This is a genomic window from Bradyrhizobium sp. T-12 (genome assembly GCF_058314695.1).
Genome location: NZ_CM177756.1, coordinates 5,886,924 through 5,912,673, shown reverse-complemented (window position 1 = coordinate 5,912,673; position 25,750 = coordinate 5,886,924). Strand labels below are relative to the sequence as shown.

At 65.4% G+C, this 25,750-nt stretch carries 22 protein-coding genes and 1 pseudogene; 17 read left to right on the top strand and 6 right to left on the bottom strand.

Annotated elements, in window-relative coordinates; all coding sequences use genetic code 11:
* Positions 1-2: 2 nt before the first annotated feature.
* The 6 genes from AC0WRY_RS28240 (at position 3) to AC0WRY_RS28215 (ending at position 9,605) form a co-directional block, all read left to right on the top strand.
* Positions 3-878, top strand: coding sequence for an ABC transporter permease (locus AC0WRY_RS28240; protein ID WP_194404031.1), 876 nt, complete (start codon positions 3-5; stop codon positions 876-878).
* A gap of 40 nt (positions 879-918) precedes the next feature.
* A complete protein-coding gene (locus AC0WRY_RS28235; RefSeq protein ID WP_194404030.1) occupies positions 919-2,247 on the top strand; it encodes an NAD(P)/FAD-dependent oxidoreductase in 1,329 nt (442 codons plus the stop codon).
* A 7-nt stretch (positions 2,248-2,254) separates the two neighbouring features.
* Positions 2,255-3,181 (top strand): 2-hydroxyacid dehydrogenase, encoded by a 927-nt coding sequence (locus AC0WRY_RS28230; RefSeq protein ID WP_491121929.1) that lies wholly within the window; start codon positions 2,255-2,257, stop codon positions 3,179-3,181.
* 9 nt (positions 3,182-3,190) lie between these two features.
* Positions 3,191-5,059: an ABC transporter ATP-binding protein gene (locus AC0WRY_RS28225; protein ID WP_491121927.1), complete on the top strand. Its 1,869-nt coding sequence runs from the start codon at positions 3,191-3,193 to the stop codon at positions 5,057-5,059.
* A gap of 341 nt (positions 5,060-5,400) precedes the next feature.
* A complete protein-coding gene (locus tag AC0WRY_RS28220) occupies positions 5,401-5,916 on the top strand; it encodes a hypothetical protein (protein ID WP_194404027.1) in 516 nt (171 codons plus the stop codon).
* 314 nt (positions 5,917-6,230) lie between these two features.
* A complete protein-coding gene (locus AC0WRY_RS28215) occupies positions 6,231-9,605 on the top strand; it encodes an adenylate/guanylate cyclase domain-containing protein (protein ID WP_491121925.1) in 3,375 nt (1,124 codons plus the stop codon).
* Positions 9,606-9,608: 3 nt separating this feature from the next.
* On the opposite strand, the gene AC0WRY_RS28210 is transcribed toward AC0WRY_RS28215, so the two are convergent.
* Complete coding sequence (locus tag AC0WRY_RS28210) at positions 9,609-10,832, bottom strand: polyhydroxyalkanoate depolymerase (RefSeq protein WP_194404025.1); 1,224 nt, start codon at positions 10,830-10,832, stop codon at positions 9,609-9,611.
* A 159-nt stretch (positions 10,833-10,991) separates the two neighbouring features.
* On the opposite strand from AC0WRY_RS28210, the gene AC0WRY_RS28205 reads away from it, so the two are divergent.
* Entirely contained in the window at positions 10,992-11,648 is a 657-nt protein-coding gene (locus tag AC0WRY_RS28205) for a glutathione S-transferase family protein (protein ID WP_194404024.1), read from the top strand.
* 280 nt (positions 11,649-11,928) lie between these two features.
* Here the strand turns inward: AC0WRY_RS28205 and AC0WRY_RS28200 are convergent, their stop codons facing one another.
* Positions 11,929-12,153: a hypothetical protein gene (locus AC0WRY_RS28200; protein ID WP_028138161.1), complete on the bottom strand. Its 225-nt coding sequence runs from the start codon at positions 12,151-12,153 to the stop codon at positions 11,929-11,931.
* Between the two features lie 184 nt (positions 12,154-12,337).
* On the opposite strand from AC0WRY_RS28200, the gene AC0WRY_RS28195 reads away from it, so the two are divergent.
* Positions 12,338-12,694: a hypothetical protein gene (locus tag AC0WRY_RS28195; RefSeq protein WP_194404022.1), complete on the top strand. Its 357-nt coding sequence runs from the start codon at positions 12,338-12,340 to the stop codon at positions 12,692-12,694.
* Between the two features lie 9 nt (positions 12,695-12,703).
* On the opposite strand, the gene AC0WRY_RS28190 is transcribed toward AC0WRY_RS28195, so the two are convergent.
* Positions 12,704-13,807: a mandelate racemase/muconate lactonizing enzyme family protein gene (locus AC0WRY_RS28190; RefSeq protein WP_491121922.1), complete on the bottom strand. Its 1,104-nt coding sequence runs from the start codon at positions 13,805-13,807 to the stop codon at positions 12,704-12,706.
* A gap of 170 nt (positions 13,808-13,977) precedes the next feature.
* On the opposite strand from AC0WRY_RS28190, the gene AC0WRY_RS28185 reads away from it, so the two are divergent.
* The 4 genes from AC0WRY_RS28185 (at position 13,978) to AC0WRY_RS28170 (ending at position 18,275) form a co-directional block, all read left to right on the top strand.
* Positions 13,978-14,811 (top strand): GyrI-like domain-containing protein, encoded by an 834-nt coding sequence (locus tag AC0WRY_RS28185; protein WP_491121920.1) that lies wholly within the window; start codon positions 13,978-13,980, stop codon positions 14,809-14,811.
* Between the two features lie 140 nt (positions 14,812-14,951).
* Positions 14,952-15,878 carry an SMP-30/gluconolactonase/LRE family protein gene (locus AC0WRY_RS28180; protein WP_491121918.1) on the top strand — a complete coding sequence of 309 codons (927 nt, stop codon included), beginning with the start codon at positions 14,952-14,954 and terminating at the stop codon, positions 15,876-15,878.
* A gap of 140 nt (positions 15,879-16,018) precedes the next feature.
* Positions 16,019-16,612, top strand: coding sequence for a GNAT family N-acetyltransferase (locus AC0WRY_RS28175; RefSeq protein ID WP_194408433.1), 594 nt, complete (start codon positions 16,019-16,021; stop codon positions 16,610-16,612).
* Positions 16,613-16,628: 16 nt separating this feature from the next.
* Positions 16,629-18,275, top strand: a complete 1,647-nt coding sequence (locus tag AC0WRY_RS28170) for a GMC family oxidoreductase (protein ID WP_491121916.1) — start codon at positions 16,629-16,631, stop codon at positions 18,273-18,275.
* Between the two features lie 982 nt (positions 18,276-19,257).
* Here the strand turns inward: AC0WRY_RS28170 and AC0WRY_RS28165 are convergent.
* Both AC0WRY_RS28165 and AC0WRY_RS28160 read right to left on the bottom strand, forming a co-directional pair.
* A complete protein-coding gene (locus tag AC0WRY_RS28165) occupies positions 19,258-20,100 on the bottom strand; it encodes an AAA family ATPase (protein ID WP_063201884.1) in 843 nt (280 codons plus the stop codon).
* Positions 20,101-20,193: 93 nt separating this feature from the next.
* A pseudogene (locus AC0WRY_RS28160) lies at positions 20,194-20,440 on the bottom strand (GlsB/YeaQ/YmgE family stress response membrane protein).
* 122 nt (positions 20,441-20,562) lie between these two features.
* On the opposite strand from AC0WRY_RS28160, the gene AC0WRY_RS28155 reads away from it, so the two are divergent.
* The 3 genes from AC0WRY_RS28155 to sseA all read left to right on the top strand — a co-directional run bounded on the left by AC0WRY_RS28155 (position 20,563) and on the right by sseA (position 23,346).
* Positions 20,563-21,738, top strand: a complete 1,176-nt coding sequence (locus AC0WRY_RS28155) for a vWA domain-containing protein (protein ID WP_211416227.1) — start codon at positions 20,563-20,565, stop codon at positions 21,736-21,738.
* Positions 21,739-21,953: 215 nt separating this feature from the next.
* The gene (locus AC0WRY_RS28150) at positions 21,954-22,367 is read left to right on the top strand and encodes a rhodanese-like domain-containing protein (RefSeq protein ID WP_491121913.1); all 414 of its coding nucleotides are present in this window, start codon (positions 21,954-21,956) and stop codon (positions 22,365-22,367) included.
* A 124-nt stretch (positions 22,368-22,491) separates the two neighbouring features.
* Entirely contained in the window at positions 22,492-23,346 is an 855-nt protein-coding gene (sseA, locus tag AC0WRY_RS28145; RefSeq protein WP_491121911.1) for a 3-mercaptopyruvate sulfurtransferase, read from the top strand.
* 1 nt (position 23,347) lies between these two features.
* Here sseA and AC0WRY_RS28140 read toward each other — a convergent pair whose 3' ends face one another.
* A complete protein-coding gene (locus AC0WRY_RS28140; RefSeq protein WP_491121909.1) occupies positions 23,348-24,121 on the bottom strand; it encodes a hypothetical protein in 774 nt (257 codons plus the stop codon).
* A 47-nt stretch (positions 24,122-24,168) separates the two neighbouring features.
* On the opposite strand from AC0WRY_RS28140, the gene AC0WRY_RS28135 reads away from it, so the two are divergent.
* Together AC0WRY_RS28135 and AC0WRY_RS28130 are read left to right on the top strand one after the other, a co-directional pair.
* Positions 24,169-24,327, top strand: a complete 159-nt coding sequence (locus AC0WRY_RS28135; RefSeq protein ID WP_491121907.1) for a hypothetical protein — start codon at positions 24,169-24,171, stop codon at positions 24,325-24,327.
* Positions 24,328-24,489: 162 nt separating this feature from the next.
* On the top strand, positions 24,490-25,698 hold the full coding sequence (locus AC0WRY_RS28130; protein WP_194404010.1) for a L,D-transpeptidase: 1,209 nt from the start codon (positions 24,490-24,492) through the stop codon (positions 25,696-25,698).
* Positions 25,699-25,750 lie beyond the last annotated feature (52 nt).

Below are 25,750 nucleotides of genomic sequence, written 5' to 3'. Positions count from 1 at the left end.
CGATGGCGACCGCAACCCTCTCTACCGTCCAGCTCGCGCCCGGTCAGGCCGCGTGGCGGCGCTTCCGCCGGCATCGCCTGGCGCTCGCCGGTGCCGTCATCATTCTGGTGCTTGTGCTCGGTGCGGCATTCGGCCCGTACCTGCTGCCGTTCGACGACACCTATATCGATATCATGAAGCGGTTCGCGCCTCCGCTCTCGGGCGCGCACATCCTCGGCACCGACGAGCTCGGCCGCGACGTGCTGGCGCGGCTGATGATGGGCGGACGCGTCTCGCTTTCGATCGGCATCGTCGCGATGGTGATCGCGATGGCGGTCGGCATCGTTGTCGGCGCCTTTGCCGGCTTCTATGGCGGCGTGGTCGGCGCGGTGCTGATGCGGCTCGTCGACGCCGTGCTGTGCTTTCCGACCATCTTCCTGCTGCTCGCGCTGGCGGCGCTCACCGAGCCAGGCCTCGTCACCACCACCGTGCTGATCGCGGCGACCGCCTGGATGGCGGTAGCGCGCGTCGTCGAGGCCCAGGTGCGGTCGCTGCGGGAACGCGAGTTTGCGGTTGCTGCACTCGCGTTCGGCTCGTCGAACCTGCGGATCATGTTCCGCGAGCTCGTGCCAAATGCGATCGCGCCGATCGTGGTAGCGGCGACCCTGAACGTCGCCAAGGCAATCCTGCTGGAATCCTATGTCAGCTATCTCGGCTACGGTATCCAGCCGCCGGCCGCGAGCTGGGGCAACATGCTCAACAACGCGCAGATCTATCTCACCAGCGCGCCATGGCTTGCGATCGCGCCGGGCCTCGCCATCACGCTGGCGGTCACCAGCTTCAACTTCCTCGGTGACGGCCTGCGCGATGCGCTCGATCCGCGGATGAACATCCCCTGATGAGCAAGAACTCGACCGAACTGAATGCCAGGAGTGCCCCATGTCCCCGCCGCTGAACCGAATCAATAGCGATGAACGCCTGCCCGCGCAGGTGGACGTCGTCGTCATCGGCGGTGGCGTCATCGGCGTGTCCGCAGGCTACCATCTGGCGAAGAAGGGCCACTCGGTCGCGCTTCTCGAGAAGGGCCATGTCGGCGGCGAGCAGTCGAGCCGCAATTGGGGTTGGTGTCGCCAGCAGGGCCGCGCGCGCGAGGAAATCCCGTTGGCGCGCGAAGCGCTGCGGCTGTGGGAGGACATGCAGAACGATGCCGGCGTCGATGCCGGCTTCCGCCGCACCGGCGTGCTGTTCCTCACCAAGAGCAAGGACGAGCTTGCGAGCTGGGAGCGCTGGGCCGCGGTCGCACGCGAGATGCAGGTGCACTCCACGGTGCTGACGCCGGCCGAAGTCGCCGAGCGCATGCCGGGCAATACCGACACATGGGTTGGCGGCCTGCACACGCCGAGCGACGGCCGCGCCGAGCCATCGATGGCCGTGCCGGCGCTTGCGACGGCCGCGCGAAAACATGGCGTCACCATTCATCAGGGCTGCGCGGCGCGCGGGCTGGAGACGCAAGGCGGCCGTGTCAGCGCCGTCGTCACCGAGAAAGGCACCATCCGCACGCAAGCCGTGCTGCTGTCGGGCGGGGCGTGGTCGTCGCTGTTTTGCCGCCGTCACGGCATCGAGCTGCCGATCGGTCTCGTCAACGCCACCGCATGCCGGACCACGCCGGCGCCGGAGATCACCTCGGGCGCGCTCGGCACCGACTTCTACTGCATCCGCCGCCGCCTCGACGGCGGCTTCACGCTGGCGCTGCGCAACCGCGGCACGGTCGAGCTGTCGCCCGACCTGTTCCGCTACGCGCGCACCTTCTGGCCCACCTATCTGCATCGCAAGAACGGCCTGAAGCTCTCGTTCGGCAAGTCCTTCTTCGACCAGATCGTGCGCGGCACCGGCTGGCGCCTCGACAAGCCCTCACCGTTCGAGACCGAGCGCGTGCGCGATCCCGCGCCCGACATGTCGCTGGTCAATGCCGCGCTGGCCTCCTTGATCAAGGCGAATCCGGAATTGAAGGACATCGAGATCGCGGAAGCCTGGGGCGGCACCATCGACTGCACGCCCGACACCATCCCCGTGATCTCGCCGGTCGATGCGCTGCCTGGCTTCTTCCTCGCGACCGGCTTCTCCGGCCATGGTTTTGGCATTGGCCCCGCCGCCGGCAAGCTCGCCGCCGACATCGTGACCGGCGCGACGCCGCTGGTCGATCCCGCCGCCTACAGCCACAAGCGCATGATCGACGGCCGGCGCCTGGCGCCCGTCAGCCCGTTCTGAGGACGGCATGACGGTTCTCTACAAGGCCAACATGGAGCGCGGCGCCGAGTGGGCGACGTTCTTCGCCGAGCGCGCGCCCGATGTGCCGTTCCGGCGCTGGCCCGATATCGGCGACCCCGCTGCTGTCCGCTATCTCGTGGCCTGGGTGCCGCCGGACGATATCGCGACGACGTTCCCCAATCTCGAACTGGTGTTCTCGGTCGGCGCAGGCGTCGACCAGTTCGACACCGCGAAAGTGCCGGCGCACATCCCGCTGGTCCGGATGCTGGAGCCCGGCATTGCCGAGACCATGGTGGCATATGTTACCATGGTCGTGCTGGCCCTGCATCGCGATCTCCTCGATTTCATCAGTCAGCAGAAACAGCAGGTCTGGCGCGAGATCCGGATCACGCCGGCGAAGCGGCGGCGGGTCGGCGTGATGGGGCTCGGCCAGCTCGGCCAGGCCGTGCTCGATCGCCTCAGGTCATTCGGCTTTCCGCTATTCGGCTGGAATCGCTCGCCGCGCGAGATCGAGGGCGTGACCTGTTACGCCGGTAGCGAGGCACTGCCCGAATTCCTTGCGCAGGCTGACATTCTCATCTGCCTGCTGCCGCTCACCGACGAAACGCGCGGCATCCTCAATGCCGATCTGTTCGCACGCCTGCCGCGCGGGGCGGGGCTGGTCAATGTCGGACGTGGGCCGCATCTCGTCGAGGCCGACCTGCTCGCGGCGCTCGACGGCGGCGCGTTGTCCGGTGCGGTGCTGGACGTGACCGATCCCGAGCCGCTGCCTTCAGGCCATCCGTTCTGGAGCCACCCGCGAATCCTGCTGACGCCGCACAATGCCAGCATGACGACACCGGACACGGCCGTCGATTTCGTGCTCGACGTCATCGCACGCCACCGCCGCGGCGAGGCGTTGCCGGGGCTGGTCGATCGCACGCGCGGCTATTAGGGCACGTTCATGAGCATCGGCGCAAGCGCATCAAACGAAGTCGCCGCCGGAGCGCAGGCGCCGGTGCTGTCGGTCTCCGGCCTCACCACCTCCTTCATGCTCGAGCGGAGATGGATTCCCGTCGTCCGCAACGTCTCCTTCGACGTCGCAGCCCGCGAGACCGTGGCGATCGTCGGCGAGTCCGGTTCGGGCAAGAGCGTCACTGCGCTGTCGATCATGCGGCTCATCCCGAAGGAGATCGGCCGGATCGAGGGGCGGGTCATGCTCGCGGGCCGCGATCTGCTGGCGCTGCCGGACGCGAGCATGAAAGACATCCGTGGCAATGACGTCGCCATGATCTTCCAGGAGCCGATGACGAGCCTCAATCCGGTGCTCACCATCGGCTTCCAGATCGCGGAGGCGCTGATCCAGCATCGAGGCCTGTCTCGTGCGGCGGCGGAGGCCGAGACCGTCCGCCTGCTCGATCGCGTCCGCATTCCCGCGGCGAAATCGCGCTTCCACGAGCATCCGCATCGCCTCTCCGGCGGCATGCGCCAGCGCGTGATGATCGCGATGGCGCTGGCCTGCAAGCCGAAGCTCCTGATTGCGGACGAGCCGACCACCGCGCTCGACGTCACCATCCAGGCCCAGATCCTGGAGCTCCTGAAGGAGCTTCAGCAGGAGGAGGGGATGTCGATCCTCTTCATCACCCACGACATGGGCGTGGTCGCCGAGATTGCCGACCGCACCGTCGTGATGTATGGCGGGCAGGCGGTCGAGACCGATGCCACCGCGCGCATCTTCGCAGCGCCATCGCATCCCTATACGCGCGCACTGCTCGCCGCGGTGCCGCGCCTCGGCTCGATGGACGGACGCGCGCGGCCGATGCGCTTTCCGATCGTCGACAAGGTGACGGGCACCTCGGACGAGCCGGCGGAGACGCCCAACACCGTCTCGGCCGCCGAGCGCCCGTTGCTCGAAGTCTCAGGCCTCACCACGCGCTTTCCGATCCGCTCGGGCCTGTTCGGCAAAGTCTCGGGCCGCGTCCATGCCGTCGAGAACGTCTCCTTTACCTTGCGGGCCGGCGAGACCCTGGCGCTGGTCGGCGAATCCGGTTGCGGCAAATCGACCACCGGCCGCTCGATCCTCAAGCTGACGGAGCCTGACAGCGGCACCGTGCTGATCAACGGTCAGGATGTGCTGGCCATGAATGCCCGCACCTTGCGCGACGTCCGCAAGCAGATGCAGATCATCTTTCAGGATCCGTTCGCGAGCCTCAATCCGCGCATGTCGGTGGGAACGGCGATCGCAGCGCCTTTGCTCGCGAATGGTCTCGCGACGGCGTCGCAGGCGCGCGACCAGGTCGCCGACCTCCTCGTGCGCGTCGGTCTTTCCGCCGACATGGCCGCGCGCTTTCCGCACGAATTCTCAGGCGGCCAGCGGCAGCGTATCTGCATTGCCCGGGCGCTCGCGCTCGGGCCGAAGCTGATCGTGGCGGACGAGGCGGTCTCCGCGCTCGACGTCTCGGTCAAGGCGCAGGTCGTCAACCTCATGCTCGACCTGCAGGCCAGCATGGGCCTCGCCTATCTCTTCATCTCCCACGACATCGCCGTGGTTGAGCGCATGAGCCACCGCGTCGCGGTGATGTATCTCGGCGAGATCGTGGAGATCGGCCCGCGTGCTGCATTGTTCGGCAATCCGCAGCATCCCTATACCAAGAAGCTGATGGCCGCTGTACCGGTGCCCGACCCGTCACGCCGCGGCACGCGGCGCGAGGTGGCTAACGACGAGATCAGAAGCCCGGTGCGCGCGCCCGATTACCAGCTGCCGGTGCGGCAGTATCGTGAAGTCTCGCCCGGCCACGTCGTGCAGGTCTGGGGCGCGGAGTGGTCCGGTTGAGGCGCGAGCTCCACATGTCCTCCGGAAATCGTGAGCGGATGGAGCGACAGGGAACAGCGGCATGTGAACCGCTTCATACTCCATCACACTCTTTCTGAACTACCACTTCCGCAAGAAATTGCCGCACCCGGACCTGACTGACGAACACGGGTGAGATGCAATGCCTGCGCAGCCGCGTGCTCGCAGCTTTGGGTTGGCTCCTCGTCTTGCTCACGAGCAAGCCAGCCCCATCACTCAGCACAGATCTTTCAGAAATGGAATCAAGGGCATCGAGAAACGCGTCCTGGCAGCTTCTATTCGGGTCGGCCGGTAGGCTGCCACTTACTCAGAAGGAGCCCCCGATGAAGATAAGCAGCGCATTTTCCAACGCATTTTCCCTCACAAGGCACGTCGGCAGTCTTCGGATCCCTCGTTCCCGTCTGATCAAGTCGGCCCATCTCCTTGAAAGAATTGGACTGGCAGCTGTTGGAGCCTCTTGCGGCCTCTATGTGGGTGCGACCCTGTTGCGTCAGAAAGGCGGACTGTTTGAAAGCGGCTGGATCGTGCTGATAACAATGCTTTACGGAGCTCTCAGCTATTATGTCGGCATCGACTTGGCCGGCAATGTCGCACGGAAGTCGAGATCGAGCATCTCGGAAGAATGGAACGGTTCCGAGCCGGCCGAGATCATGAGTGCAGCCGGAACGTTCGGCGCAGCGATCGCTGCGACTCTGTCCGTCAGCATCCTTGTCCTTGATCAAAATCTGCCCAACGGCCTGATCGCCTTTGTAGCCGGCTGTTGGGTGGTTGGCTCTTCGCTTCAGGTTGCGGCGGGCACGATGGCTCGCAACGACGCAACGCCCATCAACGAGCAATGAAGGGACGTGCGCTCACGGAAAAGTCCGCTTGACATCGTACGTCTGCGCAAGCCGCAGTGTTGGTTCGGCTTCAGGTCTGGAATGAGCGATGACGGTTCATCGCAACCTCTGCTGTCCAACGCTGCGCGCCAGCGATGCTTGGTAGCGCAGCCGTTCGTATCGAGCAGTATCCCGATCGAAACCGTACCGGTACTGAGTAACCTAGATTTTCGCGCAACAAACAAGACGTGCCATCATGGCGGCGTTGGGATATTCTCCCGCGCGGCCGTGGTCCAGAATTCTGCTAACTGCCAGTCATAAGATCGGTGGGAGCCATGCAGATTGCGGAGTGGCTCGAGAAACTGGGGCTTGGGCAATACGCGGAGCGTTTTGCCCAGAATGGCATCGACGTGGGCATCCTCCCCGAACTGATGGACGAGGACTTCGACAAGCTCGGGGTGCTGCTCGGTCATCGCCGCAAGATGCTGCGTGCCATTGCCGAACTCGATCCAGCCGCGTTGATCGCGTCGCCGTCTCCTCCTCACGACGCCGAGCGGCGCCACCTCACCGTTATGTTTTGCGATCTGGTCGGATCCACCGCACTCTCAGCGCGTCTCGATCCCGAGGATCTGTGGGAAGTGATCCGGGCCTACCGCGTCGCATGCGCGCGCGTCATCGCCGCTTACGACGGCCGGATAGCCAGGTTCGTCGGTGACGGAATCCTCGTCTACTTCGGTTATCCGCGCGCCCACGAAGATGATGCGGAGCGCGCAGTGCGAGCGGGCCTCGATATCATCGCTGCGATTTGCGAGCTCAAGACAGGCGCGGGCGAACGGGTTGAACTTCGGATCGCAATTGCGACCGGGCTCGTGGTGGCCGGCGACCTCATCAGCGGAGATGCGTCAGAGGAACATGCGACCATCGGCGATACGCCGAACCTCGCTGCCCGGCTTCAGAGTCTGGCGGAGCCGGGGGCGGTCGTCGTTGCTTCATCGACACGCCGGCTGCTTGGCGACCTCTTCACCTTCCGCAATCTCGGGCGGCGCGAGGTCAAGGGGATAAGCGAGCCCATCGCGGTCTGGGCGGTGGAAGGAGCGAGCGCATCGGAGAGCCGCTTCGAGGCGGTGCGTGCCGCGCGCTCGATCGGCTTTGTCGGCCGCAAGGACGAGATCGAATTCATTCTCTCGCGTCAGCGGGAGGCATGGCAGGGCTTGGGCCAGATCGTCTTGATTTCCGGCGAAGCGGGCATCGGCAAGTCGCGCATCGTGGCAACATTGTCCGAAAGCCCCTCGCTGGGGACACACCGTCGGGTGCGGTATCAGTGTTCGCCTTATCACACCAACAGCGCACTTCATCCCTTTGTCGCGCAGCTCGATCGCGCCGCCGGAATTCGCTTGCACGACACGCCGGAACAGAAGCTCGACAAGCTCGAGGCCATGCTGGCGCTGGGAACCCAGCAGGTCGCCCGAGCAACCCCGCTGATCGCGGCTCTGCTTTCGATTCCCATTGGCGACCGTTACCCGCCCCTCGGCTTGAGCCCGGCGCAGCAGCGCAGACAGACGTTTGCCGCTCTTCTCGATCAGCTTGAGGGATTGGCGCGAGGCCAGCCTCTGCTGCTCATCTGCGAGGATATGCATTGGGCCGATGCCACGACGCTCGAACTGTTCGATCTCGCGGTCGATCGGATCAGGGCCCTGCCGATACTTGTGCTCATGACATCCCGGCCGGAGTTCGAGCCCTCCTGGTCGGGCCTTGCCAACGTCAGTCTGTTGCGGCTCGACCGGCTCGACCGACAGGACACGCGCGCGCTGGTGGAGCAGGTGGTCGTCGGCCGCCAGCTGCCACGCGAGATGATGGAGCAGATCATCGACAAGACCGATGGCATCCCGCTGTTCGTCGAGGAATTGACCAAGATGGTGCTGGAGTCCGGCTTGCTCGTCGAGGATGCCGGACGCTACCGGCTGAACAGTCCGCTGCCGCCGCTTGCCATCCCTGCGACGCTGCAGGATTCGCTGATGGCGCGGCTCGACCGGCTCGCTCCGGTCAAGGAGGTGGCACAGATAGGCGCGGCCATCGGCCGCGACTTTTCGTACGCGCTGCTGAAGACCGTGGCAGGACGCGATGATCTGACCCTGAGCGCTGCGCTGGCACAGCTTGAAGAGGCCGAATTGCTCTTGCGCCGTGGGACTCCGCCCGAAGCAAATTATAGTTTCAAGCATGCCCTCGTTCAGGAAGCGGCCTACGAGAGCCTGCTCAAGAGCAAACGGCAGGTGCTTCACACGCGAATTGGCGAGATCCTGCGCGAGAACTTTCCAGCCGTTGCCGAGACCGAGCCGGAAGTCCTGGCGCATCACTTCACTGAGGCGGGGCTGAGCGAGGCCGCCCTCGAATGGTGGCGCAAGGCGGGCCAACAGGCACTGAAACGTTCGGCCTATGCCGAAGCGATCGCGCATCTCGGCAAGGCCATTGCGATCGCCGATCAGTTGCCTGACGAGCCGCGCCGGATGATGAGCAGGCTGCATCTACAAATCGCATATGGTCGAGCGCTCCGGGGCAGCCTCGGTCATAGTGCTCCTGAAACGGTTGCGGCATGGACGCGTGCGCGCCGGTTCGCAGCCGACATCGATGATCCCGTTGAGCTCGCGCCGGTGCATTCGGGACTCTTCAATGCCTGCCTGACGCAGGGCGAACTCGCTCCGATGCGGGAGCTGGCGGACGCCATCAGGAGCGCCGCTGACCGACGACCGGACTCGCCGGTGGCCGCCGTCGTTGCCCATTGGGCAGGCGGCGTCACCTGCTGGTTCGCCGGCGATTACTTGAATGCGAGAACGCATCTCGAGCGCGCGCTGGCGGTCTATGGTGCCGAGCCGGATCCCGCGACCTTCAGGGCTTCGGCGTTGGATCTGCCGTTCGTGATCATGAGATTTCTTGCCCTGGTGCTCTGGCCGCTGGGCAGCACCGCTCGAGCGTGCAGGCTCGCCGCGGAAGCGGTTGGTGCTCCGGCAGAAAAACGAGCGCTGTCCCAGGCCAATGCGCTGGTTCATCGCGCAGTGTTCGACGGGGTATGCGGGGGCATGTTGCAGCAAACAGAGACGATCCTGGCGCTCGGTCTCGCGCGCGACCACACGATGCCGCTATACGTGGCCGCGGGCACCTACCTGAATGGCCTGGCCAAGTGGCGTGCCGGCGACCGAATGGCCGGAGTGGCGGACATGCGTCACGGCTGGACCTTGCTGCGCGAGAACGATTGCTATCTCTGCGAACCGTTTTGGGGGATGCACGTCGCCGTTGCGAATGCAGAGCTGGGCCAAGTCGAGACCGGGCTGGACATCCTGAACGAATTGATCGCCGGGACGGCACAATCCGGCCAGCATTGGCTTGATGCCGAGCTGCATCGTGTCCGCGGCAAACTCTTGTCGCGCCATGATCCTTCGGACGTACCCCGTGCCGAAGACGCCCTCGCGCGAGCGCTGGAAATCGCGCGACACCAGCAGACCAGGACTTTCGAGCTGCGCAGCGCGCTCGAACTTGCACGGCTGCACAAGACAAATGGCCGAGCGGATGCGATATCCCGGTTGCTCGATCCCGTGCTCGCTGAATTCGAGGCGGAGCGAAATCTTCCGGAGTTGGTTGAAGCCAGGGAGCTGCTCACGCAGGCGGATGAAACACGTGACGCTTCCCCAGGCCGGGCGTCTTGGGGCAGGGGATGACGCTCACGAATTGACGTGCACGAAATCACGCAAGAGCGGGTAGATCTCGTTGTTCCAGCGTTTGCCCGAGAACACGCCGTAATGGCCGACGCCGGCCTGCATGTGGTGCACGCGCCGATAGGCGCGCACGCCGGTGCAGAGGTCCTGCGCGGCGAGCGTCTGGCCGATCGAGCAGATGTCGTCCTTCTCGCCCTCGACAGTCATCAGCCCCATGCGGCTGACGGCTTTCGTGTTCACGGGGCGGCCGCGATGCATCAGTCTGCCCTGCGGCAGCAGGTGCTCCTGGAACACGTCGCGCACGGTCTCGATGTAGAACTCGGCGGGCAGGTCCATCACCGCGAAATATTCGTCGTAAAAGGTCTTGATGGTCGCGGCCTTGTCCTTCTCGCCCTTGGCGATGTGGTTGGCGAGGTCGAGATGCTGCTTGATGTGGCGCTCGAGATTCATCGAGACGAAGGCGGTGAGCTGCACGAAGCCGGGATAGACCTTGCGCAGCGCGCCACGGCATTGCACCGGCACGTAGTTGATCAGGTTCTGCTCGAACCATTCGATGGGCTTGCTCTTGGCGAATTCGTTGACCCTGGTCGGCTGGATGCGCGTGTCGATGGGACCTGCCATCAGCGTCAGCGTCGCCGGGCGCGAGGGATGGTTGTCCTCGCACATGATGGCGGCGGCCGCGAGCGCCGACACCGAAGGCTGGCAGATCGCGACCATGTGCGGGCGCGGGCCGAGCTGGCCTAAGAAGTCGATCAGGTGCTCGGTGTAGTCGTCGAGCCCGAAGCGGCCCTCGCTGCGCGGGATGTCGCGCGGATTGTGCCAGTCTGTGATGTAGACATCGTGGTCCTGCAGCAGCGTCTGCACGGTGCCGCGCAAGAGGGTCGCGAAATGGCCGGACATCGGCGCCACCAGCAGCATGCGCGGCTGCTCGCCAGCGCCGTCTTTCCTGAAATGCAGCAGCGAGCCGAACGGCGTCGCGTAGGCGATCTCCTCGGTGACGGCCAATTCGCGATTGCCCACCGTCACGCGGTCGATGCCGTAGGCGGGACGGTGATAGGTCAGGGTCGAGCGCGAGATCAGCTCCAGCGCGGCAGACAGACGGCCGACCACCTGGTCCGACATGCCCTGCGGCACCAGATGGAGGAATTTGAGCGCGGACGAGGCCCCCGCGCGCCACGGCGCCGTCAGGTCCATATGGTTCTGAAAGGCCTGATAATACATCGACATCATACTGAAACGCCCATCCGTCCCGCGGTGCTATGCAATAACGACGCCAAGCGGCGGGGTGGATCGCCCGCAAACAAAATTGGCACGTCGCTTGCTGCTCACCTCGCGGCAAGCAGGGCACATCCGCACGCCGGCGGAGAGGCGGGATCAAGGAAGAGCCACATGGCAAAGGCGACGCTGACCATCAGCAGCAAGAACTATTCGTCCTGGTCGCTGCGCGGCTGGTTGCTGGCAAAATTCTCCGGGCTCGATTTCGAGGAGATCGTCACCGCGCCGGACGATCCGTCCGCGCGCGCGGAGATCCTCTTGCTGTCGTCGTCGATCCTGGTGCCGTGCCTGCGGCACGAGGGCGCGGTGGTCTGGGATACGCTGGCGATCGCCGAATATCTCAACGAGGTGATGCCGTCAGCCGGTCTGCTGCCCGATGACCGCATCCAGCGCGCCCATTGCCGCTCGATATCAGGCGAAATCCATTCCGGATTCACCACGCTGCGCGCCTCGCTGCCAGTGAATCTGAAGGGGCGTTTTCCCGGCTTCAAGATCTGGTCGCGCGCGCAGGCCGACATCGACCGCGTCTCGTCGATCTGGCGCGATTGCCTGGAGCAGTCGGGCGGCCCCTTCCTGTTCGGCGCGCAGCGCACCATGGCGGATGCGATGTACGCGCCCGTGGTAACGCGCTTCGTCACCTATGACGTCAAGCTGGAGCCGGTGCTGCAGGCCTATGCCGACACCATCATGGCGATGCCCGAGATGGCCGAATGGATCGCCGCGGCGCGGGAAGAGCCGGCCGAGATCGAGGAGCTCGAGGTCGAATATTAGGCAGGCACGCAGCACCTTGCCTGTTTCGGGGGCGGCAGCGGTTGCACACGTCCGGAGGAGCTATCCCCTTGCCGGAATTAACCTTTGGCGCCGGTGAGCGGTCGATGCCGTTCGCCGCGCCGCACAGATATTGTACGCGCCTGCACCGCCGCATCGACATCTAGCCGTGAACAGTTGCGTACACGGCGATTCGGCTGATTCGGACGTGATTCGTTCGAGCCGCGTTCCGTTGGTTAAAGGCGGAGCGCGGCGCCGTTGCATTTTGGAACAGATATCCGCGTCAGGCAGCCCCGCGCTGCTTCACGCGTGGCAGGCGCCAGCCGATGACGGTGGCTTCGACCGCGATGCCGGCTTCGTGGTTCTGCCAGCGTCCCTCGACATAGCGGCAGGCGAACGGCAGTTGATACGTTCCGCTGTGGTCCTCGCACAGCACTTCGAGCGCCAGGCCCGGCGGTGGTTCTCCGGCGCCGTCGAATTCCGCCAGTCGTCTATCGCGCGTTGCCATTCCAAAAATCTCCCCTAAACAAAGCCGCGGAACGAGCGCCCACTTCTTCCGCGCGCGGATCATCGTTCCCCGTCCGAGGGAACGGACCCAAGCTCAACGCGAGAATGCGGTACGAGTGTGGTAGCGTTTGCCGGCTGCGCGCAAACAGCGCACATTGCCGTGATCGTTTGACGAGGAACTTTTCATGCTGCTTCGAGATGCCGGCATTTGTTTCGCGATATTGCTGCTCGCAACACTGGCGAATGCGCCGGTGCACGCGCAGGACGTGCCCGGCATCGAGATCTGCACGGTCGAAAAGACCATGGAGCGGCGCACCTCCTGCCTGCAGAGCAATGTCGACTTCCTGCAGAAGACGATCACCAAGCTCAATCTCGATCATCAGCAGAAGCTGGATGCGGCGGCTCGCCAGATCGACGCGCTGAAGACGAGCCTTGCCGGTCTGCAGAAGACGATTGGCGATCTCCAGGCCGCGCAAGCGAAGACGGCCGAGGATCTGAAGAAGAAGCAGGACGCGCCGCCGGCCAAGGATGCTGCGAAATAGGCCCGGCGGTCACGCCACCCGATAGCGCTCTATCACGCCGCGATCGGGCTCGTAGCCGAGCCCGGGTCCTGTGGGCACCGCGACATGGCCGGTCGCATCGCTGTCCGCACGGCCGCCCCAGAGGCAAGCCTCGCGCTTGAGATAGAACATCTCGACCAGCCCGTCGTCGCGCGTCGCGAGCAGGTGCAGCGTCGCGAGCAGGCCGGGCCCGAAATAGGGCGAGTGCGGCACGATCTTGACGCCGAGCCGGTCGGCCAGCGCCGCGATCTTCAAGAATTCCGTGATGCCGCCGACCTTGATCACCGACGGCTGGGCGTGGCTCACCGCGCCGGCCTCCATCATCTGGCGGAATTGATAATCCGTGCAGGCATTCTCGCCGGCGGCGATGTCGAGCCCGCCTTTGCGGCGGACCTCGGCGAGCGCGGCAAAGTCTTCCGGCGGCCATATCGGCTCCTCCAGGAACATCGGCCGCGCATCGCGGCATGAGGTTGCGAAGGCGATCGCCTGCTCGGCTGTCAGAGGACAATTCATGTCAACCATCAGCGGAATGTCGGGCCCGATCGCCTCGCGCGCGGCGAACACCGCCGGCGCCGTGGTCTCATGCAGCTTGATCGCGCCATAGCCGAGCGCGAGCGCCTTCCCGCATTCGGTCGCGATATTGTCGGGCGAGCCGATCCGCAGCAGGCTCGCATAGGCTGGAATCGCCGTGCGCCTGGTCTCGCCGAGCAGCCGATGCAGCGGTACGCCCTCGATCTTGGCGGCAAGGTCCCACAGCGCGATGTCGAGCCCCGAGATCGCGAACATGGTGATGCCGTAGCGGCCGAACAGATGCAGATTGCGCTGAATCTGCTCCATGACGGCGGGAATGCCGGCCGCATCGGGCACCTTCAGCCCGCGCGCCTGTGGCGCGATCATCTCCTCGACCGCGCTGCGCGTGGTGTGCGGGCAGACATAAGCGAACGCATCGCCCCAGCCGGTCAGCCCGGCATCGGTCGTGACCTCCACCAGCACCATGTCGAGGGCTGTGATCGCGGAGGCGCCCTGGCGAAAGCTCGCGACACCGGCATCATAGGGGATGCGGATATGGTGCGCCCGCACATCGGTGATGTCCATGACCCGGTTCCCCTTTCTCGTGAGCGGTTCTGGCGAGTGTAGCTGCGAATGCCGGGGCGTTGCCAGTGGCCATTGGCGGACTATCCTCCCTGTGCCGACCAGCAATGCCGATCAAGCGACGCGGCCGCATGCCGCGCATCATGACCGCGCTTCGTACGAGGACGCCCGCCATGAACCCAGCGCAGCGCGCGCTCTGGTATATCGAGAGCCATCTGGCCGAGCCGATGACGCTCGACGAGATCGCTGCGGTCTCGGGCGTGTCGCGGTTCCACATCGTGCGTGCGTTTGCCGCAGCCACGGGTCTGCCAGTGATCCGTTACGTGCGCGCCCGCCGGTTGACGGAGGCCGCGCGCAACCTGGCGAATGGCGCGCCCGACATTCTGTCGCTGGCGCTGGAGGCCGACTACGGCTCGCACGAAGCATTCACCCGCGCGTTCCGCGACCAGTTCGGCACCACGCCCGAAGCCGTCAGGGCCGCGTCATGCGCCAGCCAGCTCAAGCTCCAGGAGCCCATCCTCATGGATTCCACCATGCTCGACCATCTCGCCCCGCCGCGTTTCGAAGCCGCCAAGGCCTTTCTCGTCGCCGGTCCCGCCGAGCGCATCTCCTGCGACAACGGCGCCATGATCCCGGGCCTGTGGCAGCGCTTCCATCAGGAGGTCGCCGACATTCCCGCGCGGGTCGGTCACGTCGCCTACGGCGTGTGCTGCAACGGCGACGATGCCGGCAATTTCGACTACATCGCCGGCGTGGAGGTCGCTGATTTCTCCGACCTGCCGCGCCGCTTCGGTCGCATCCGCATTCCCGAGCAGCGCTATGCGGTGTTCACCCACACCGACCACGTCGCCTCGATCCGCCGCACCGTCAACACGATCTGGAATCGGTGGTTGCCGGCATCCGGTCTTGCGGCCGCGGACGCGCCGAGCTTCGAGCGCTACGGCGAGGCCTTCGATCCCGCAACCGGCAATGGTGGCTTCGAGATCTGGGTGCCGGTGAGGGAGTAAAGCTTCCGCAACGCTGGCATACCGTCCCGCTTGCTTGGCAAGCCCTGGTGACTTTGTCATAACCCAAGGCAAATCTTGCGTGTGGGGCCCGTGCCGGACATCCCGTGCAAGCCATAACAAGCAGCCGGGAGGGTCTCCACATGTCCAACGTCCGCGTTCTCGCCACCGACCTCGAATTTCCCGAAGGGCCGGTCGTGATGCCGGACGGCTCGGTGGTGCTGGTGGAGATCCGCGGCCAGCGCCTGACGCGGGTCTATCCCGATGGCCGCAAGGAGATCGTCGCGAAAATTCCGGGCGGCCCGAACGGCGCCGCCCTCGGCCCCGACGGCAAGATCTACATCTGCAACAATGGCGGCTTCTCCTGGATCCCGACCCGCAACATGATCATGCCGGGCCCGCAGCCCGACGATTATCTCGGCGGTTCGATCCAGCGCGTCGATCTGCAATCCGGCAAGGTGGAGACCGTCGTGACCAAATGTGGCGCGCACGATCTGCGCGGGCCGAATGATCTGGTCTTCGACAAGCAGGGCGGCCTGTGGTTTTCCGATCTCGGCAAGCGCCGCGCGCGCGAGATGGACGTCGGCGGCATGTACTACCTCAAGCCCGGCATGACCGAGCTTGTCGAGATCGTGCACGGCATCCTGCCGGCGAACGGCATCGGGCTGTCGCCGGATGAGAATACCGTCTACATCGCGGAGACGCCGACCGGCCGGCTCTGGGCCTATGAGCTCTCGGCGCCCGGCACGCTGAAGCCGCGCGACGTGATCTATCGCGGCGAGCGGGGCAAGCCGATCTGCGGCCTCGGCGGCTATCAGATGTTCGACTCGCTCGCGGTGGAAGCCGGCGGCAATGTCTGCGTCGCCACCCTGGTCTCCGGCTGCATCTCGGTGATCGCACCTGATGGCACCCTGGTCGAGCAGGTCCCGACCGGCGACCGCGTCACCACCAACATCGCCTTCGGCGGCCCCGAGCTGAGGACGGCCTACATCACGCTGTCCGGCAAGGGCGAGCTGGTCGCGATGGACTGGCCGCGCGGCGGATTGCCGTTGAACTTTTTGAACAAGTGACAATCGCGTAAAACGCGATTGTCATCCCGGGGCTATGCGGAGCATAGAACCCGGGATCTCGAGATTCCCCGGTGCGCAATTGCGCATCTGAGGTTCGGCTCTTCGAGCCGCCCCGGAATAACGTCATGAGGAACGATCAAATGCCCTGGCCCGATCCCGTCACCCTGCGTGGACAGCACGCTCGTCTCGAGCCGCTGTCGCAGCAGCATCGCGAGGCTCTGGTCGAGGCCGTCAAGGACGGCGAGCTGTCAAAGCTCTGGTACACGGCGATCCCGCTGCCGGAGAACATGGGCAAGGAGATCGACCGCCGCCTGGCCTTGCAGGCCGCGGGCTCCATGCTGCCGTTCACCGTGTTCGATGCCGGCGGCAATATCGTCGGCATGACCACTTACATGAATATCGATGCCGCGAACCGCCGCGTCGAGATCGGCTCGACCTGGTATGGCAAGAGCGCGCAGCGCGGCCCGCTCAACACGCAGTGCAAGCTGCTCTTGCTCCGGCATGCCTTCGAGACGCTGAACTGCATCGCGGTCGAATTCCGCACCCACTTCTTCAACCACCAGAGCCGCCGCGCCATCGAGCGTCTCGGCGCCAAGCAGGACGGCATTTTGCGCAGCCATCAGGTCGCGCCGAACGGCACGCTGCGCGACACCGTCGTGTACAGCATCATTGCGGCGGAGTGGCCGACGGTGCAGGCGCATTTGAATTATCAACTCAACGACAAGCCGCGCTAGGAGCGGCCGAGGCACCATGGACAGATTTGATTATGTGATCATCGGCGCGGGCTCCGCCGGTTGCGTGCTCACCAGCCGGCTCAGCGAAGACCCGAACACCAGCGTCTGCGTGCTGGAAGCGGGGCCTTCCGATTGGCATCCCTACATCCATCTACCGGCCGGCTTCATCAAGACCTTCCACATGAAGAGCATCAACTGGGCCTACCAGCAGGAGCCGGGGCCCTGGACCGGCGGGCGCAGCATCTACGCGCCGCGCGGCAAGACGCTCGGAGGCTCCTCCTCGATCAACGGCCACATCTACAACCGCGGTCAGCGGATGGATTTCGACACCTGGGCGCAGATGGGCAATCGCGGCTGGGGCTATGCCGACGTGCTGCCCTACTTCAAGCGGCTGGAGAAGCGGGTCGGCGAGGGCGACAACACGTTCCGCGGCCGTGACGGCAATCTCACGGTCACCACGATGGACTGGCGCGATCCGCTCTGCGAGGCCTTCATGGAAGGCGCAGTCTCGCTCGGCATTCCCCGCAACCCTGACTACAACGGCGCCATCCAAGAGGGCGTCTCCTACTGCCAGCGCACCATCGACAAGGGCCTGCGCGTGTCCGGCTCGACCGCGTTCCTCAAGCCCGCGATGAAGCGGCCCAACGTGCATGTGCACACCCATGCGCACGCGACCGAGATCATCTTCGAGGGCAAGCGCGCCGTTGGCGTGCGCTACACCAAGGGCGGTCGCGGCGGCACCCCGATCGAAGTGCGCGCCAACAAGGAAGTCATCCTCTCCGGCGGCACCTATAATTCGCCGCAGCTGCTGCAGCTCTCCGGCATCGGCTCGCCGGATCTGCTGCAGCAGCACGGCATCGCCGTGCGTCACGCGCTGCCGGTCGGCGAGGGCCTGCAGGACCATTACGCCCCGCGCACGGTGGCGCGGGTCAAGGACATCAAGACCATCAACGAGCTTCGCCGCGGTGTCTCGCTGTGGATCGAGGCGCTGAAATGGGCAACCGCGCGCCGCGGCCTGCTCTCGCTGTCGCCGACCATGGTCTATTGCTTCTGGCACTCCGGCGAGAGCGCGGACTCCTCCGATCTCCAGCTCACCTTCACGCCGGCAAGCTACAAAGAAGGCGTGCAGGGCCAGCTCGAGGACGAGCCCGGCATGACGGTGGCCTCCTGGCAGCAGCGCCCGGAGAGCCGCGGCTATGTCCGCATTCGCTCGAACGATCCGTTCGCACCGCCGATCATCCAGACCAACTACCTCGACGCCGAGCTCGACCGCCGCGTCATCGTCGGCGGCATGAAGCTCGCACGGCGCTTGTTGAAGAGCGCGCCGCTGTCGCCCTATTACGCTTATGAGGATTTCCCCGGCCCCAACATCAACACCGACGACGAATTCCTCGCCGCCGCCACTGAACGCGGCACCACCACCTTCCACCCCGGCTGCACCTGCCGCATGGGCCCGGCGGACAGTAGGTGGGCGGTGGTCGACGACCAGCTCCGCGTCCACGGCCTCGAAGGCCTCCGCGTCATCGACGCCTCGGTGATGCCGCGCATGATCTCGGCGAACCTCAACGCCTCCACGATGATGATCGCGGATCGTGCCTCAGACCTGATCCGCGGCAAGACGCCGATGGAAGCCGCAAGGATTCCGGACACAGCGGTAGCCTGACGGCTTCGTAGGGTGGTTAGCCGCGGCCGCGCAGAGCGCGGTCGTTGGCGTAACCCACCGCTTCTGTCGATGCCGAGGCAAACGATGGCGGATTACGCCCTCGGCTAATCCGCCCTACGCGCACTGTGCAAGCTTGCTGTGTCGCTCGCCCGTCAACCCCTTCCGCAAAAATATTCCACTTTACCGAAATTCGGAATTGCAGCATAGATCGACGCAGCCCGGCCCGACGAAGAGGGGCGGTTCGCGAGTCGTTCGAAACGCGGGCCGGGTTGCGGTGGACGCGGCAGCGTCGGCATGAGAGGTGCGGGCAGGGCGGGGTGTCCCTGTGAGCTCGCGGCCGCGTGCAGACGAACGGCGCTGCTAGGCCTCGTCTCGCCTGTAAGTTTCCAGCTCCGTCGACGGGGTTGGAAATACTGCGGCGAAATGGCGGGCCGTGCGTACGGCAAAACCGTGTGGTCCTAGCCGTCGTTGCTACGGTCAAGCCTGTTCGAAGATGCGCGCGAGCCCAACCGGGTGGACGGCATCATCCAATTCGAACGGCGAGGGAGGCCAAAGGAAAGTTCGGCTCCCGGGAGAGCGCGGCATAAACCGTCCGACCATCGCGCAGGGAAGGCCGAGTGATCGGCACCACCTGTATGCTGCTGTGCGGTCTTCTCTGCGTGTGCATTTCGCGCAGCGGACCGCGGGTGCGATGTCAGCACCCGGCCTTCCCTGCGCCCTCTTTTTTTGGGGCGAGGAATGCGAGCAAAGCTCGGGCGAGACGCGCCGCGAGGCTGCGATGGCGTGTCTGCGATTCAATGTGCAAATTGGAGAAGCGATGCCGCTGCCTCACACGCGAATGTCGTACCCCGGACGCAGCGCAGCGTCACTTCGACGGTGCGCTGCAGAGCCGGGGCCCATGTCTCCGCGTCATCCGTGCGGCGTGATCCCCCCGACTCTGCGCAGCGGCGTTGCACGCTGCAGCGCGTCCGGGACACGAGCCTCACACTTCCCGTCGGCTCAAAAACGCCAGCCGCTCGAACAGATGCACGTCCTGCTCGTTCTTCAGCAGAGCGCCGTGCAGCGGGGGGATCAGTTTGCGCGGGTCGCGTTCGCGCAGCTGCTCGACGCTCATGTCCTCGTTGAGCAGCAGCTTGAGCCAGTCGAGCAGCTCCGAGGTCGACGGCTTCTTCTTCAAGCCGGGCACCTCGCGCACCTCGAAGAAGATGCGCAGCGCCTCTTCCACCAGGCGCTTCTTGATGCCGGGGAAGTGGACGTCGACGATGCGGCCCATCGTGTCGGCGTCCGGGAACTTGATGTAGTGGAAGAAGCAGCGGCGCAGGAAGGCGTCCGGCAGCTCCTTCTCGTTGTTGGAGGTGATCATCATGATCGGGCGCTGCTTGGCCTTGATCGTCTCGCCGGTCTCGTAGACATGGAATTCCATGCGGTCGAGCTCGAGCAGCAAATCGTTGGGGAATTCGATGTCGGCCTTGTCGATCTCGTCGATCAGGAGCACTGGGCGCTGCTCGGCCGTGAAGGCCTCCCACAGCTTGCCGCGCTTGATGTAGTTCTTGATGTCGGAGACCCTGCTGTCGCCGAGCTGGCTGTCGCGCAGCCGCGAGACCGCGTCGTATTCGTAGAGGCCCTGCTGCGCCTTGGTGGTGGACTTGATGTGCCAGGTCAAAAGCGGCGCGTTCAGCGCCTTCGCCACTTCCTCCGCCAGCACCGTCTTGCCGGTGCCGGGCTCGCCCTTGATGAGGAGCGGGCGCTCGAGCACGATCGAGGCGTTGACGGCGACCTTGAGATCGTCGGTCGCAACATAGTCCTTGGTGCCGGTAAATTTCATTGCGTGTCCTTGGTTCATCGTCGGCGAGAGGCGCGCTCCGTCGCGACAAGCGAACGGCCGCTCGCGGCGGCCGTTCCTGGTTCGGTCAGGCTTTCAGACCCGTTTTATCAGCGAAAGGATGACGAGCACAATCACCGCGCCGATGGTGGGCATCGACGATGGCGCCGACCGTGCCGGTGGCCAGCCCGATATGGAGCTGCGGCAGAACCCAGCTCGCGACCAGCGCGCCGATGATGCCGACGACCATGTTGCCGACCAGCCCAAATCCCGCCCCGTGGACAATCTTGCCGGCAAGCCAGCCTGCGATCGCGCCGATGATGAGCGCTGCGACAATTCCCATTGCATACGTCCCCAAACAACCCCGTGAGGGCGCCAATTCTAGAGCAAAAAGCACCCGGGTCCAGCGTTCAGCGGCAGCCTCCGCCCCTTGACGTTCGTCCCCCGACGGGCAATCTGTCAGCCATGTTCCTGCAATTCTTCACCTCTCTGCGCGACGCGCAGGTCCCTGTGACGCTGCGCGAATACCTCACGCTGGTGGAGGCGCTCGACGCCGACCTTGCGGACTATTCGGTCGAGAATTTCTACTACCTGTCGCGCACCGCGCTGGTGAAGGACGAGCGCAACCTCGACAAGTTCGACCGCGTCTTCGGCACGGTGTTCAAGGGGCTGGAAAACCTGCTCGACGCCATGGAGAAGGCGGAGATCCCCGAGGAGTGGCTGAAGAAGCTCGCCGAGAAGTACCTCACGGAGGAAGAAAAGAAGCAGATCGAGGCCATGGGCTGGGACAAGCTCATGGAGACCCTGAAGAAGCGGCTCGAAGAGCAGAAGGGCCGGCACCAGGGCGGCTCGAAATGGATCGGCACGGCGGGCACCTCGCCGTTCGGCGCGCACGGCTACAATCCTGAAGGCGTCCGCATCGGCCAGGAGAAGAACCGCAACAACCGCGCCGTCAAGGTGTGGGACAAGCGCGAGTTCAAGGACCTCGACGGCAATGTCGAGCTCGGCATCCGCAACATCAAGGTGGCGCTGCGCCGCCTGCGCAAGTTCGCGCGCACGGGCGCGCCGGACGAGCTCGATCTCGACACCACCATTCGCGAGACCGCCAATCACGGCTATCTCGACGTGCACATGCGCCCCGAGCGGCGCAATGCGGTGAAGCTCCTGGTGTTCTTCGACATCGGCGGCTCCATGGACGCGCATATCGAGCAGGTCGAGGAGCTGTTCTCGGCGGCGAAGAGCGAGTTCAAGCACATGGAGTATTTCTACTTCCACAACTGCCTCTATGAAGGCGTGTGGAAGCAGAACAAGCGCCGCTTCACCGACCGCACGCCGACCTGGGACGTGCTGCACAAATACCCGCACGACTACAAGATCGTGTTCGTCGGCGACGCCTCGATGTCGCCTTACGAGATCATGGTGCCCGGCGGCTCGGTCGAGCATGTCAACGAGGAGCCCGGCTCGGTCTGGCTCGACCGCATCATCCGCACCTATCCGCACGCGGTGTGGCTGAACCCGGTCGCGCAGAAGCACTGGGACTATTCGGAATCCACCACCATCATCAAGCGCATCTTCGCCAATCGGATGTACCCGATCACGATCGAAGGGCTGGAAGGTGCGATGAAGGAATTGACGCACTAGCTTATGATCAGCCCGGTGCGATCGGCGACGGAAGTACGCTCCCTCTCCCGCTTGCTGGGGAGGGGGTATCGCCACGGGCGACGCTCTCCAAGAGGAGAGAGCCCCCACTCGCGTCGCTTCGCGCCGCGACCTCCCCCGCAAGCGGGAGAGGTCAGACCGAATATGCGGCGCGTAAGCACCGTAGCAACGGCCACGAAATAACGAGGGAGAACGATATGCCCCAAAACATCACCCGCGGCATCAAGGCGCTGATCGACGAGGCCAATGCCGAGATCGAGACGCTCGACGCCAAGGACGCCATCGAGATATCCAAGAACGGCGACGTCGTCATCGTCGATATCAGAGACCCCCGCGAGATCGAGCGCGACGGCCGCATCCCCGGCGCCTTCGCCTGCACCCGCGGCATGCTCGAATTCTGGATCGATCCGCAGAGCCCGTACGCCAAGCCGATCTTCCAGGAAGACAAGAAGTTCGTCTTCCACTGCGCCGGCGGCCTGCGCTCCGCTCTCGCCGCCAAGACCGCGCAGGACATGGGCCTGAAACCCGTCGCGCACATCGCCGGCGGCTACGCCGCCTGGCGCGATGCCGGCGGGCCGACCGAGAAGTGGGAGCCGAAGAAGAAGGGGTGACTCCGCCGTCATTCCGGGGCGCGACGAAGTCGCGAGCCCGCAATCCACTCATCCACCAACGTTGCCGCACGATGGATTCCGGGTTCGTGCTGCGCACGCCCCGGAATGACAAGAAAGACTTTACATGACCGCCATCGACCCCCTCGTCTCCACCGAATGGCTCGCTGCCCATATGGGCGAGGCCAACGTCAAGATCCTCGACGCCAGCTTCAAGCTGCCGGGCGTGCTGCCGCTGCCGAAGGACGACTATCTCGCCGCGCATCTGCCGGGCGCTGCGTTCTTCGACGTCGATGCGGTCTCGGATCATTCCAACCCGCTGCCGCACATGTATCCGAGCGCCGAGCAGTTCGGCCGCGACATCGGCAATCTCGGCATCTCCAACGCCGACACCGTCGTGCTGTACGATGCCGGCGGCTGGGTCGCAGCGCCGCGCGCGTGGTGGATGTTCCTGGCCTTCGGCCATAACAACGTGCGCATCCTCAATGGCGGCTTGAAGAAGTGGCGGGCCGAGGGGCGGCCGGTCGAGAGCGGCGAAGTGAAGCCGAAGCCGGCGACGTTCAAGGCGAGCTACGATGCAAAGCGCGTGCGCAGCATGCAGCAGCTGATCGCCAATGTCGAAAGCCGTGCCGAGCAGGTAATCGACGCGCGCGCCGCCGATCGCTTCGAGGGCCGCGCGCCCGAGCCGCGTGCGGGCATCCGCTCCGGCCACATCCCCGGCGCCCGCAACGTGCCGTACAATCAATTGTTCGACGTCGCGACCGGCGAGATGAAGCCGCTCGACGATCTGCGCGCCGCCTTCACCGGCGCCGGCGTCAAGCTCGACGCGCCGATCGTGACGAGCTGCGGCTCCGGCGTCTCCGCCGGCGTGCTGACGCTCGCGCTGTATCGCTTAGGGATCACCGACACCGCGCTCTATGACGGCTCGTGGTCGGAATGGGGCCAGGAGAGCGGTCCGGCCATCGCGACCGGGCCGGCGTAAATTACTGGCGCGACCTCGTAGCCGTCGTCGTCGCGAATGTCTGCTGCTGGCCGAACGGATCGAACTGCTGCTGCAATTGCTGAGGCGGCGGACGCCGCACCACGCGCTGCCGCTTCTTCGCCTTGGCCTTGCGCTTGGTCGCCTTGTCGTCGGCCTTGCTCTCGACCTTCTTCGCCGGCGGATCCTTCACGGCCGTCGTCGCCGGCTCGTTCAGTGCGGCCAGCTTGGCCGCGGCGATTTCGAGCGCGGAGGAGGCGAGGGCCGGATCAGCCGGCGGCGGCTCGCCGACGGTGGCGGCAGCGGCAGCGCCAAGGTCCGGCTTGGCATCCGGAAGCGAGGCCGTGTTGTCGGCCTGGGTGAGCGTGTCGGCGGGCGCCGGCATTGCGGCCTCCGTCGTCGGCTCGGCCTTGGCCGGCTCGACGGCCGCAGCTTCTGCCGGAGGCGCAGCGGCCTGCATTTGGACGTCAGCCTCGGTCGTCAGCGCAGCGACCTGCTCGGGCTCGGTTGCCGGCAGTCCAATGGTCGGCACCTGGTCGCGCAACGACGGCTCGGACTCGGCCGCCACCTCCGGCTCGGTGCGGAGCACCGCGAGCACCGGCTGGGCTGGCTCGGGTCCTTGCGCGAACCGCTGCTCCTGCGGGCCGTTCAGCCAGGACGGGTTATTGGCATACTGCTCGTGGCTCGCGCGCAGGAGAGCGGCCGCGCCCAGGCCGAACACCAGGATGGAGGTTGACAGCAGGATCGCGGCAAACAGGAAGCGAAAGCCGGGAAGCATCGAAGGGTTACGAATTTCCGCCCGGGCGGCGTGGGATGCCGGGGCCCATGAGCCATCTGAACGCGGTGACGGTACTGTTGGCCGCGTTCGCCGCGCGGGATCGAGAGCTCAATGGGCGGCGAATCAGGCTGATTCGAACATACCGCAACGATTTCGACCCGTTCCCTAAAAAACGGGGCCGCAGACTCCGGCAAATGACGGTGTGAGTGGATTTCCGCCCCGTGATGCAACGGGGCAACGGTAGTCTTGCGGATCACAAATCGGCCAATCCGGCGCAAATAAGCCTGATATGTCTTGAATGTGCCGCTATCTTCCGTCATCTGGCCGTTAACGGTCCGATCGGGCTTGGGGACTATACAAGAGCGATGATGATCAAACATTTTCTGACGATATGCGCTGCCGCAACAGTCGCTGCCGCGGGAACCTCGCTCGCGCAGGCTCAGAGCTATCCGGTCCAGCAGGCACCGAGCTACGGCGCCCCGGCCGAATATCGGCCCGGTGACCGTGCGCCGAATTTCGACGCGCTGGACGATGACGACGACGCGATGCCGCAGGCCGCGCTGCCGCCGCCCGGCCCCGCCGACGATCCACGCTATGGCCGCCCCGCCGGCGCACCCCCGGTCTACTCGGCGGCGCCGCCGCAGGGCCCGGTGATGTCGCCGGACGATCCGCGTTATGGCCGCCCGGCGGGTAGCCCGCCGGTCTATTCGGCCGCGCCGTCGCAGGGCCCCGTGATGTCGCCCGACGATCCTCGCTACGGCCGCCCCGCCGGCCCGCCGCCGGTGATCTATGCCAATCGTCCGGGTCAGCAGGGACAGGCCCCCGCCGGTGACGGCATGCGTCCGCCGGAAGCTGTCGGAGGTCCCGCCGCGACCGGTACGGTCCAGGCCGGCCAGCCGCCCGTCGGCGCCGATGGCCGTCCGATGACCATGGCCGCGCTGCCGCCCGAGGAGCAGCCCGATGCTGCGCCGGTGCAGTTGCCGCCGAACCTGCGCCGCCAGGAAGTCTCGTTCCAGACCAAGGAGCCGGCCGGCACCCTCGTGGTCGATACGCCGAACACCTACCTCTATTACGTGCTTGGAGGCGGCCGCGCGATCCGCTACGGCGTCCGCGTCGGCCGCGATGGCTTCACCTGGACCGGCGTGCAGAAGATCACCCGCAAGGCCGAGTGGCCGGATTGGCATCCGCCGACCGAGATGATCGAGCGCCAGCCCTATCTGCCGCGCTTCATGGCCGGCGGCCCCGGCAATCCGCTCGGCGCCCGCGCGATGTATCTCGGCTCGACCGTCTACCGCATCCACGGCACCAACCAGCCCTCGACCATCGGCAAGTTCGTCTCGTCGGGCTGTATCGGCATGCTGAACGAGGACGTCTCCGACCTGTTCGACCGCGTCAAGGTCGGCACCCGCGTGGTGGTGATGCCGGGCGGCCCGCCGCCGGGAACGGCGACCGCCTCCGCTGCGCCGGCGCCCGGTCCTGCTGCTGGCCCGGCTCCGATGGCCGCCCAGGCAGGTCCCGTCCCGGGCACCCAGCCGACGGTGGTGCCGCCGCTGCCCGCACCGGTCACCGTGCGCTAAGCGCTGCGAACCGGATCAGATTGCGAAGGGCGTGCCGTCGGCACGCCCTTTT